10 protein-coding genes are annotated in these 11,610 nt (G+C 62.9%); 4 read left to right on the plus strand and 6 right to left on the minus strand.

The genetic code is table 11. The features are described from left to right. Positions 1-27 precede the first annotated feature (27 nt). Positions 28-2,787, minus strand: coding sequence for a DNA polymerase I (polA, locus tag J0O65_RS08205; RefSeq protein WP_215405780.1), 2,760 nt, complete (start codon positions 2,785-2,787; stop codon positions 28-30). A 302-nt stretch (positions 2,788-3,089) separates the two neighbouring features. On the opposite strand from polA, the gene J0O65_RS08210 reads away from it, so the two are divergent. From J0O65_RS08210 to J0O65_RS08220, 3 genes are all read left to right on the plus strand, one after another. Continuing rightward, entirely contained in the window at positions 3,090-3,485 is a 396-nt protein-coding gene (locus J0O65_RS08210; protein ID WP_035824640.1) for a hypothetical protein, read from the plus strand. Between the two features lie 83 nt (positions 3,486-3,568). Then, complete coding sequence (locus J0O65_RS08215; RefSeq protein ID WP_215405782.1) at positions 3,569-4,525, plus strand: homoserine kinase; 957 nt, start codon at positions 3,569-3,571, stop codon at positions 4,523-4,525. Between the two features lie 2 nt (positions 4,526-4,527). Beyond that, positions 4,528-5,313 (plus strand): BPSS1780 family membrane protein, encoded by a 786-nt coding sequence (locus tag J0O65_RS08220; RefSeq protein WP_215405784.1) that lies wholly within the window; start codon positions 4,528-4,530, stop codon positions 5,311-5,313. A gap of 22 nt (positions 5,314-5,335) precedes the next feature. On the opposite strand, the gene J0O65_RS08225 is transcribed toward J0O65_RS08220, so the two are convergent. Further along, on the minus strand, positions 5,336-7,645 hold the full coding sequence (locus J0O65_RS08225; protein WP_215405786.1) for a UvrD-helicase domain-containing protein: 2,310 nt from the start codon (positions 7,643-7,645) through the stop codon (positions 5,336-5,338). A gap of 115 nt (positions 7,646-7,760) precedes the next feature. Here J0O65_RS08225 and J0O65_RS08230 point away from each other — a divergent pair, with 115 nt between their 5' ends. Further along, on the plus strand, positions 7,761-8,060 hold the full coding sequence (locus tag J0O65_RS08230; RefSeq protein ID WP_215405788.1) for a hypothetical protein: 300 nt from the start codon (positions 7,761-7,763) through the stop codon (positions 8,058-8,060). On the opposite strand, the gene J0O65_RS08235 is transcribed toward J0O65_RS08230, so the two are convergent. The 4 genes from J0O65_RS08235 to thiE form a co-directional block, all read right to left on the minus strand. Then, positions 8,029-8,889, minus strand: coding sequence for a hypothetical protein (locus J0O65_RS08235; protein WP_215405790.1), 861 nt, complete (start codon positions 8,887-8,889; stop codon positions 8,029-8,031). The genes J0O65_RS08230 and J0O65_RS08235 overlap by 32 nt on opposite strands. Before the next feature lie 183 nt (positions 8,890-9,072). Further along, entirely contained in the window at positions 9,073-10,179 is a 1,107-nt protein-coding gene (locus tag J0O65_RS08240; RefSeq protein WP_100875565.1) for an S-(hydroxymethyl)glutathione dehydrogenase/class III alcohol dehydrogenase, read from the minus strand. Positions 10,180-10,268: 89 nt separating this feature from the next. Further along, positions 10,269-10,901, minus strand: a complete 633-nt coding sequence (locus J0O65_RS08245) for an ANTAR domain-containing response regulator (protein WP_215405792.1) — start codon at positions 10,899-10,901, stop codon at positions 10,269-10,271. A 45-nt stretch (positions 10,902-10,946) separates the two neighbouring features. Next, positions 10,947-11,603, minus strand: coding sequence for a thiamine phosphate synthase (gene thiE / locus J0O65_RS08250; protein WP_215405795.1), 657 nt, complete (start codon positions 11,601-11,603; stop codon positions 10,947-10,949). Between the last annotated feature and the right edge of the window lie 7 nt (positions 11,604-11,610).

Consider the following 11,610-nt stretch of genomic DNA (forward strand, 5'->3'; position numbering starts at 1 on the left):
TTTCTCCTGAAGAATGTGTTTAGAAAATCAGTGCGCTTCGTCCCAGTTACGTCCAACGCCCACCTCGGCCGTCAACGGCACCTTCAGCGCGGCCACGCCGGCCATCAGTTCCGGCAGCTTGCGCTTGACCAGTTCCAGTTCCGCCTCCGGCACTTCCAGCACCAGCTCATCGTGCACCTGCATGATCATCTTCGTCTGCAGCTTGTCCGTTTCCAGCCAGCCTTGCACGGCGATCATGGCCAGCTTGATCAGGTCGGCGGCCGTGCCTTGCATGGGCGCGTTGATCGCCGCCCGTTCTGCGCCCTGGCGGCGCGGGCCGTTCGGCGAATTGATTTCCGGCAACCACAGACGGCGGCCGAACACGGTTTCCACGTAGCCGCGCGCCTTCGCCTGCTGGCGCGTGTCTTCCATATACTGTTTCACGCCGGAAAAACGGGCGAAATAACGGTCGATATAGCTTTGCGCGGCCGTGCGGTCCACCCCCAGGTTACCGGCCAGGCCGAATGCGCTCATGCCGTAGATCAAACCAAAGTTGATGACTTTCGCGTAGCGGCGCTGCTCGCTCTGCACTTCCGTGGCCGGCACGCCAAAGATTTCGGCGGCCGTGGCGCGGTGAATGTCGATGCCGTCGGCAAACGCGCGCAGCATGGCTTCGTCACCCGAGATGTGCGCCATGATGCGCAATTCGATCTGCGAATAGTCGGCCGAGACGATGTGGCTGCCGGGCGGCGCGATGAAAGCTTCGCGGATGCGCCGGCCTTCCGCGCTGCGGATGGGAATATTCTGCAAGTTCGGGTCGTTCGACGCCAGGCGCCCCGTCACGGCCACGGCTTGCGCATAGTTCGTGTGCACCCGGCCCGTGGTGACGTTGATCATCTTCGGCAATTTGTCCGTGTACGTCGACTTCAGCTTGGCCATGCCGCGGTATTCGAGCAGCACCTTGGGCAGCGGATAATCCTCGGCCAGCTTTTGCAGCACCTCTTCATCCGTCGACGGTGCGCCCGTCGGCGTTTTCTTGACCACCGGCAGTTTCAGCTTTTCAAAGAAGATTTCACCGATCTGCTTGGGCGAGCCCAGATTAAATGGCTGCTCGGCCAGTTCATACGCCTTCTTTTCCAGTTCCAGAATCTTCACGGCCAGCTCGGCCGACTGAATGTTGAGCAATTCATCATCGATCAGCACGCCGTTGCGCTCGATCTTTTGCAAGACCACGGCCGTCGGCATCTCGATCTTTTCATAGATGAAGGTCAGCTTCTCGTCGTTCGCCACATTGCCCCACATGGCATTGTGCAAGCGCAAGGTGACGTCGGCATCCTCGGCCGCGTATTTCGCCGCCTGCGCCACCTCGACCTGATTGAACGTGATCTGCTTGGCGCCCTTGCCGCACACGTCCTCGAACGGGATCGTCGTGTAGTTCAGGTGGCGCAGGGCCAGGCTGTCCATGTCGTGCTTCTTGTGCGATTCGAACACATACGATTCGAGCAAGGTATCGTGGGCGATGCCGCGCAACGTCACGCCGTGGTTGGCGAAGATGTGGCTGTCGTATTTGAGGTTCTGCCCCAGCTTGGGCTTGTTCGCATCTTCCAGCCACGGGCGCAATTTCGCCAGCACGTGTTCGCGCGACAACTGTTCCGGCGCGCCCGCGTAATCGTGGGCCAGCGGGATGTAGCAGGCGGCGTGTTCGGCGACCGACAGGGAAATGCCGACCATTTGCGCCGTCATCGGTTCCAGCGAGGTGGTTTCCGTATCGACGGCCGTCAAGGCCGCCGCATCGATCAGGGCGATCCATTTGTCCAGCTGCGCATCCGTCAGCACGGTTTCATAGTCGGCGGCAGGCGCCGGCGTCGCATCGGCGAACATGTCGCCCGTCGTGTTGGCGGCGGCGCCAGCGGCCACGGGCGCGCCGACGGGCGACATCGGTGGCGGCGTGGCGCCCAGTTCGCGCAGCAGGGCCTTGAAGCCGTAGCGCTGGAAGAAGGCCAGCAGCGCTTCCTTGTCTTCGTGTTTTGCCACCAGCGAATCGGCAATCGTCGTCATGTGGCCGGACAAATCGCAATCGGTCTTGACGGTGATCAAGGCGCGCGCCTGCGGCAGCCATGGCAGGGCCGTGCGCAGGTTTTCGCCCACGGCGCCGCCCACACTGGCCGCGTTTTCCATGATGCCTTCCAGGCTGTCGTATTGCGTCAGCCATTTGACGGCCGTCTTCGGGCCGCATTTCGACACGCCCGGCACGTTGTCGACCGTATCGCCGATCAGCGACAGGTAATCGATGATGCGGTTCGGCGGCACGCCGAATTTGGCCAGCACGGCCGCCTCGTCGAGCTTTTCATTGCTCATGGTGTTGATCAGGGTCACCTGGCTGTTGACCAGCTGCGCCAGGTCCTTGTCGCCCGTCGACACCACCACGTCCATGCCGGCGGCCGCCGCCTGCACGGCCAGGGTGCCGATGACGTCGTCCGCTTCCACGCCGTCGACCATCAATATCGGCCAGCCCATGGCGCGCACGGCTTCATGGATCGGTTCGATCTGCAGGCGCAGGTCGTCCGGCATCGAGGCGCGCGTGGCCTTGTATTCGGGATACATGTCATCGCGGAAAGTTTTACCTTTGGCATCGAACACGCAGGCGATGTAGGCGGCCGGGTAGTCGGCGCGCAGGCGGCGCAGCATGTTGACCATGCCGTGCATGGCGCCCGTGGGATAGCCGTCCGGGCTGCGCAGGTCGGGCAGCGCATGGAAGGCACGATAAAGATAACTGGAACCGTCGACTAACAGCAGGGTGTTTTGCATAATGCCAATAAAATAAGGTGGGCCGCGCCCGCCGGGGAAAGCGCGGCGGGCGGGCGGAATATCGCCCAATTATCGCAGAGTTTAGGGCCGCGCCACCGGCCGCCACGCTTGCCGTTCGCGGCGTTTTTGCCCGCTTGGCGGCCCCGTGCGGGCGCACGGGCCGCCGCCGCCAGCCATTTCGGCACATTAATCAGCCGTATTAAGCAGCATTGCCTGGCAGTTTGTTACAATGCCTTATAGATAAATTGACGGCATTACAGCACTGCACGCGCTGCAGTCCCACACTTGGAAGCGAACCCATCATGATGCGTACATCGACACTCTGGACATTCCTCGCCCTGCCCCTGCTGGCATGTTCAGCCCTTGCCAGCGCCCAGACGCCGGCCAAACCGAGCGACGCGCCGCCACAACTGGAACGCATCGAGGAAATGGGCGAAGCGCCCATCACCGTGGCGCCGGCCGCGGCCAAGCAGCAGATTACGGAAAAACGCGAAGCGGGCGTGACGTCCGAAGTGAAAGTCACGAGCGGCGGCAGCACCTATTACATGAAGCCGGCCGCCGGCGCCGACCAGGCCCACGGCGGCGCCCTGCGCGGCCCGCAATGGAAAGTGCTGGAATTCGACCTGGGCAAGAAAAAACAGAAGCAACGCGACGAAGAGGCGGCGGACGCACCAGCACCGCCCGCGCCAGCGAAGTAAGCAGCCACTCTCTTATGCCCTGCCCCGGCCACCTGCGGGGCAGCCGGCTTTTTTTGACCTTTTAGACCATTCCTCTCTTTCCCATGGCAGTTTTTACCGCGCTACACCTGGACGATATCGGCCAGTGGATCACGCAGTTTCCACTCGGCAAACCTCTGGCGCTCAAGGGCATCGCATCCGGCATCGAAAACAGCAATTTCTTCCTGAGCACGGAGCGCGGCGAATATGTGCTGACGATCTTTGAAAACCTCAGCTTCGAGCAATTGCCGTTCTATCTGCAACTGATGCGCCATTTGGCGGACCGGGGCGTACTGGTGCCCGCGCCGATCGCCAATGCGGACGGCGAACTGGTGACGGCCTTGCAAGGCAAGCCGGCCGCCATCGTCAGCAAACTCGACGGCAGCTCGCAGATTGCGCCGCAAGCCGTGCACTGCGCGGCGGTCGGCGCCATGCTGGCGAAGATGCACCTGGCGGCGCAGGACTTCCCCCTGCAGCAGCCGAATCTGCGCGGACTGGACTGGTGGAACGCCACCACGCCACTCGTCCTGCACCACCTCGACGCTGCCAAGGCGCACTTGCTGCGCGCGGAAATCCATTTCCAGGACGCTTTTGCTGCCTGCGCCACCTATAAAGCCATCCCGCGCGGTCCCGTGCATGCCGACTTGTTCCGCGACAACGTCATGTTTGACGGCGAACGCCTGACGGGCTTTTTCGACTTTTACTTTGCCGGCTGCGACACCTGGCTGTTCGACGTGGCCGTCACCGTCAACGACTGGTGCGTGGACCTGGACACGGGCGTGCTCGACACGGTACGCGTGCGCGCCCTGCTCGACGCCTACCACGCCGTGCGCCCGTTCACACATGAAGAAAAGACGGCCTGGCAACCGATGCTGCGCGCCGCCGCGCTGCGTTTCTGGCTGTCGCGCCTGTACGATTATTACCAGCCGCGCGAAGCGGAAATGCTGACCCCGCACGATCCCACGCATTTCGAACGCATTCTGCGCGAACGTATCGCCACACCTGCTCCGGAACTGTTTTAAACATGGAAAAATTACCTGCAAGTACAGGTTGGCAATGGGTGAAACAAGGCTTCGCCCTGTTTCGCCAGCAACCTGGCGGCATGTCGATGCTGTTTCTCGGCTATATGTTCTGCATGCTGGCCGTCAGCATCGTGCCCGTGCTCGGTCAGATGCTGCCCGTCATCCTCGTGCCCGTGTTTTCCGTCGCCTTCGTGCAAGGCTGCCTGAACATCGACCAGGGCAAGCGCGTCTTGCCCAGCCTCCTGATCTCGGGCTTCCGCAAGCCGGCCTTTCCTTCGCTGTTCGGCCTGGGCGTGCTGTACATCCTGATGGCCATCGTTGCCATCGGCGCCTCGACCCTGGTGGACGACGGCTTGCTGTGGCAACTGGTCACCGGGCAATTGACGGAAGAGGCGGCGCGCGCCGCCATCCCCGAATCGCGCCTGGGCCTGGGCATCCTGCTGGCCATCGTGCTGTACGTGCCGGCCGCCATGGCCTTCTGCTTTGCCGCGCCGCTGATCTACTGGAAACAAACCGGGCTGGGCAAGGCGCTGTTCTTCAGCTTTTTCGCCGTCTGGCGTTCGCTGTCGGCCTTCATCGTCTTCGCCGCCACCTGGTTCGCCATCAGCGTCGTCACCAGCCAGTTGCTGGCCGTCATCTTTGGCCGCACGCCGCTGATGATGCAACTGATGATGCCGCTGTCGATGATACTCACCATCATCATGCATTGCTCGTTCTACGCCGCCTACCGCCAAATCTTCGGCCTGCCCGCCGATGAGGGCAAGACGGTGTCGCTGGACAAGAATTAAAACCGGGGTCTGACCCCGGCATTTACCTTCCCAATCGTTCCAGCTTGGCGATCCCCAGGTCCAGCACCTTCATGCCGTGCTGTCCAAAGTTGATTTGCGCGCGCGCATTGCCGCCGCCGCCTTCGATATTGACGATCACGCCTTCGCCGAACTTGGCGTGCGCCACGGATTCGCCGATGCGCCAGCCGCCGCCCGTGGCTTTTTGCGCGATCTTTTGCGCAATCGCATTGTCCGAACCGAGGCTGGCCACCTTGGGCGCCTCGTCCCAGGCCGACTTGCGGTTGCCGAACCAGTTCGCCTGCACCTTCGGCGACAGCCATTTCAACGCTTCTTCCGGCAATTCATCGAAGAAGCGCGACTTCATGTTGTAGCGCGTCTGGCCGTGCAGCATGCGCGTCTGCGAAAAGCTCATGTACAGGCGCTTGCGCGCGCGCGTGATGGCCACGTACATCAGCCGGCGTTCCTCTTCCACGCCATTGTCTTCCTTCGAGCTGCTTTCGTGCGGGAACAGGCCCTCTTCCAGGCCGGTGATGAAGACGTTGTCGAATTCCAGGCCCTTGGCCGAGTGCACCGTCATCATCTGCAACGCATCCTGGCCCGCCTGCGCCTGGTTGTCGCCCGCTTCCAGCGACGCGTGCGATAAAAACGCGGAGAGGGGCGACATCACGGCCGGCAGCGGCGCGTCGGCGTCCAGAATCTCGATGCCATCCTGGTTCACCACGGGCGCGCCCGACTGCGCCTGGGCGCTTGGGCCCAGGTGGGCCGGTGCACCCTGGCCGAAACCTTCCTCGGAAATGAACTGGCTGGCCGCGCTGACCATCTGTTCCAGGTTTTCGATGCGGTCGGCGCCTTCCTTCTCATTCTGATAGTGTTGCAGCAAGGTACTCGCTTCCAGCACCACGCGCACCATTTCCGGCAGGGACAATTGCTGCGTTTCAAAACGCACGCCTTCGATCAATTTCACGAAGCCGGCCAGCACGCTGCCCGCCTTGCCCGCCACATACGGCACGGCCGCGTACAGCGAAATGCCGTACTGTTCCGACGCAGCCTGCAATTGCTCGATCGAGCGCATGCCGATGCCGCGCGTGGGGAAATTGACCACACGCAAGAAGGCCGAATCGTTGTGCGGATTGTCCATCAATTGCAAATACGCAATCGCGTGCTTGACCTCGGCGCGCTGGAAATAGCGCTGGCCGCCATACACGTGATACGGAATCGCGGCCGAGAACAGCGCATGTTCGATCACGCGCGACTGCGCATTCGAGCGGTACAGAATCGCAATTTCGCTGCGCGAGGCGCCATCGGCGATCAGGCTCTTCGCCTCATCGATGATCCACTGCGCTTCCTGCAGGTCGGAACTGGCCTCGTACACGCGCACCTGCTCGCCATGGCCCGCGTCCGTGCGCAGATTCTTGCCCAGGCGCTTGCTATTGTTCGCGATCAGCACGTTGGCGCTGTCGAGGATATGGCCGTGCGAGCGGTAGTTCTGCTCCAGCTTGATCAAGTTCTTCACCTGGAACTCGTGCTCGAAGGCGCTCATATTGCCCACGTTGGCGCCGCGGAACGCGTAGATGCTCTGGTCGTCGTCGCCGACGGCAAACAGGGCGCCGCCATCGCGGCTGCCGTGGCCGGCCAGCAACTTGAGCCAGTTGTATTGCAGGTTATTCGTATCCTGGAACTCGTCGACGAGGATATGGCGGAAACGCGCCTGGTAATGCTCGCGCAGCGGCTGGTTACGGCTCAGCAATTCATACGTGCGCAGCAGCAATTCCGCGAAATCGACGACGCCTTCGCGCTGGCACTGGTCGTCGTACAGCTGGTACAGCTCGACCATCTTGCGCTCGTGCGCGTCGTACGCTTCCACGTCCGTGGCGCGCAAGCCCTGGTCCTTGGCGTTGTTGATGAAATACATCACCGTCTTCGGCGGGAATTTTTCATCATCGATGTTATTTGCCTTCAACAAGCGCTTGATCACGGACAATTGATCCTGCGAATCGAGGATCTGGAAGGTCTGCGGCAAGGCCGCGTCGCGGTAGTGCGTGCGCAGCAAACGGTTGCACAGGCCGTGGAAGGTGCCGATCCACATGCCGCGCGTATTAATCGGCAGCATGGCCGACAGGCGCGTGAGCATTTCCTTGGCGGCTTTATTGGTAAACGTCACGGCCAGGATGCCGGGCGGCGATACCTGCTGGGTCTGGATCAGCCACGCGATGCGGGTGGTCAGCACGCGGGTCTTGCCCGAACCGGCGCCGGCGAGGATCAGCGCATGTTGCGCCGGCAAGGTGACGGCAGCCAATTGTTCGGGATTGAGGTTGTGAAGAAGATTTTGCATCCGGTGATTATACCGGCATGGCTAAAAATACTGTGCATTTGTCCAGCGGTCGCGCCGCATTCGCCGCGTGCGCGCTACAATCGGCATCCCTGCACAGCTGACGGAAACGATACCCATGACACCTCCCAGCCACCTCGACGGCGCCCGCGTACTGGCCTGGGCCTGGTCCGACCTGCCCTTCGGCCACGTCAGCGACGCGCATGGCGCCGCCCCCATCGCCATCCACGGCCTGGCCGTGTGCCGCTACGGAGACGAGGCGCAAGTCTACCGTTTCAGCTGCGACGCCCGCTGGGACACGGTGCAGGATGACGTATATGCCAGCGAGGACGAGGCCCAGGGGCAGTTGCCGGCGCAATACCGCGCCGTGGCCCCCGTGTGGCATCTCAGCGCACCAGCTTCGCCTTCCCTTCGCTGAGCGCCTGGGCGATCACCTGGCGCGTGGTCTTGTCCGCGAGATGGACGACTTTTTCCTGCTGGCGGCCCAGGTCCTCCATTTGCTTGCCCAGCGCATCCATCGGTTTGCCGCGCTGCTCCATCTGGCGCGACATCTGCTCCACTTTCTCGGCCTCGCGCTCATGCACGTCGGCGATGCGGTCGTTGATCTCTTCCATGGCGTCCTGCGCATCCTCCATCTGCTGCTGCAAGCGCTCCACGTCGCGCTCGGCCGCGCGGCGCGCCGTGGCGCTCGTGGCCAGCGCCTGGCGGCGCGAGGCGTCGCCGAGCTTGCGGCCCAGCTCCTGCTGCTGGCGGCCCAGCGCGCGCAGCTGTTCCGACTCGCGCGCGCTGCCGTTCGCCTGCGCCGCGCCATGGGCGCCCATCTTGCGGCCCATTTCGCCCATGGCCTTGCCATGCGCACTCATTTGATCGCCGAGCGCGCTCATCTCCTTGCCGAGCTGTTTCGAGGGTTCCCATGCCGCGCGCACCTTGCCCAGCAAGGCAGCATCCTGCAGCACGTAGGCCTGCCCCTGGTCGCGGAACCACAGGAACGGCCCCTTGATCGAGCGCTTGAGCTTTTCCACCTGCCGCGAGTGCACATCGCTGTCGACGACGATGACGCCCTCGCCATCGCGGGTGCCGTCGACCAGCGCATAGCTTTCACCCTTGTCGAGCGAACGGCTGACCTGCACGCTGGGCGCGGCGGGCGGGGCCGGTGGCGCGGGCGGCTGCGGCGGCTGCACGGCCAGCGCGCTGCCGCCAAGCAGGATACCGGCCAGGCTGAGGATCAAACGGTGGGAAGTGGACATGGCTGCCTCGTCGCAAAAGTAGTGGAGCGTTGACTGTAGCGGCAAGCGAACCGGGCCTCCAGCGCGGTGCGACAGGCTGCAAAAAACCCTGCCTGGATGGTCAACACGGAAGATGGATGGAACGCCAGGCAAAAAAAACGGAGGCCGAAGCCTCCGCAAAACGCCGTGGTACGGCGTAAATTATTAGTACAGCACGACGGAGCGGATCGATTCGCCGCTCTTCATCAGGTCGAAGCCCTGGTTGATGTCGTCGAGCTTCAAGCGGTGCGTGATCAGGTCGTCAATGTTGAGCTTGCCTTCCATATACCAGTCGACGATCTTTGGCACGTCCGTGCGGCCGCGCGCGCCGCCGAAAGCGGAACCTTTCCACACGCGCCCCGTCACCAGTTGGAACGGACGCGTGGAAATTTCCTGGCCCGCCGCCGCCACGCCGATGATGATGGACTGGCCCCAGCCCTTGTGGCAGCACTCGAGCGACTGGCGCATGGTGGTGGTATTGCCGATGCACTCGAAACTGTAGTCGGCGCCGCCGTCCGTCAACTGCACGATGGTGTCTACAACGTTTTCCACCTCGTTGGCGTTGACAAAATGCGTCATGCCGAACTTGCGCGCGATGGCCTGGCGCGCCGGGTTGATGTCCACGCCGATGATCTTGTCGGCGCCGACCATTTTCGCCGCCTGGATCACGTTCAGGCCGATGCCGCCCAGGCCGAACACGACGACATTCGCGCCCGCTTCCACCTTGGCCGTAAACAGCACGGCGCCCACGCCCGTCGTCACGCCGCAGCCGATGTAGCAGACCTTGTCGAAGGGCGCATCTTCGCGGATCTTCGCCAGCGCGATTTCCGGCACGACGATGTAATTGGAAAAGGTGGACGTGCCCATGTAGTGGAAGATGGGCTTGCCGTCGATGGAAAAGCGCGAAGTCGCGTCCGGCATCAGGCCACGGCCCTGGGTCGAGCGGATCGACTGACACAGGTTCGTCTTTTGCGACAGGCAGAATTTGCACTGGCGGCATTCCGGCGTGTACAGGGGGATGACGTGGTCATCCTTTTTCAGGCTTTTCACGCCCGGGCCCACGTCGACGACGACGCCGGCGCCTTCATGGCCGAGGATGGACGGGAAGATGCCTTCCGGATCGGCGCCCGACAAGGTGTAGTAATCGGTATGGCAAATGCCGGTGGCCTTGATCTCGACCAGTACCTCGCCCTCGCGCGGGCCGGCCAGGTCGACTTCCTCGATGGTCAAAGGCGCGCCCGCCTTCCATGCAATCGCTGCTTTGGTTTTCATGTATGTCCTGTGTATGGTTGAACCAGGCGCGCCAGCGCGCCGTATCGTCACATCATAACAAGGCGGCCAGGCGGGCGCGAGGGAAACACTTACTTGGTCTTGGCCCGATTCAAGAACGCGCCGTGCAGGCCGTTCAGGGTTTCCTCGGCCAGCAACAGCTGGCTGGCGATTTCATTGATCTTGCGGCGGCTGGAGCGGGCGTGGTCGCGCAGCACTTCGAACGCCGTGTTGCGGTCGGTCTGGAATTTCCCCATCAAGAGGCCCACGGCCAGACTCGTTTCACGGCCGGCGGCCAGGGCCGCGTTCAGGTTCAGCTCAGTGCGGCGCAGCTGGCGGATTTCATCGGCGCGTGCCAGGCCCGCTTCAAACGCGGGCATCAAACGGCCTTCGTCGACGGGTTTGACGACATAGCCGACGGCGCCGTAGGCGGCCGCCTGCTTGCCCGACTCGCTGTCGCCGCTGCCGGACAGGAACATGAACGGCACGCCTGTCTCGCCATGCAGGCGCTTGGCCAGCTCCAGGCCGGACATGCCCGGCATGTGGATGTCGAGCAAGGCCAGGTCCGGCTCGCGCTGGGCGACCATTTGCAGCGCCACTTCGGCCGACGTGGCCAGGGCCGTCTCGTAGCCGGCATGGCGCAGGATTTCGCCGAGGAATTCCAGCAGAAGCTGATCATCGTCAACGATCAGGACAAGGCGTTTCGCGGCGGCTGGCTGACTCATGGGTGGGGAACCTCGGTAATGAATGATGTTCTTATTATATGCCGATTATGTGCGTAAACCGCCCGGCAAACGCTCGCCCTGGCGGGCAAACAGCAGATTGAATTGCTGCACTGCAATATCCACATCGTCCGCCTGGCAGCCGTTGCCAAATACGCTGCTGATCGCCGCCACCATGTCGGCGCCGCGCCCGACCAGCGGCGCCGCGTTCTCCGGCGTCATGCCGCCGATCACCACGCAGGGCAAGGCGATCTCGCGTTTCGCCTGCAGCACGATATCGAGCGGCGTCGTCACCGGATACTTTTTCACCAGCGACGGATAGAAGCCGCCGAAGGCCACATAGCTGGCGCCGCCGGCCTCGGCCGTGCGGGCCAGGGCCATGTCGCCATAGCAAGAGGCGCCGACGATCTTGCCGGCCCCCAGCCGCGCGCGCACCTGCGCCACGGACGCATCCGTGCCACCCACGTGCACGCCGTCCGCGTCCAGCTCTTCGCACAGTTCGATAAAATCGTTGATGATGAAGGGCACGCCGTATTTGCGGGCCAGGGCCAGCAAGGCGCCCGCCTGCTCGCGCCGCTGGTCCGCCTCGGCGCTCTTGTGGCGATATTGCAGGACGGCCACGCCGCCGTGCAAAGCCTGTTCCGTGATGTCGAGCAGGCGGTCGGTGTCGTCCCAGTTCGGGGTGACCAGATACAGTCCACGCATGATGTTT

Source organism: Janthinobacterium sp. JC611 (assembly GCF_018682595.1).
Taxonomy (GTDB): Bacteria; Pseudomonadota; Gammaproteobacteria; order Burkholderiales; family Burkholderiaceae_D; genus Janthinobacterium.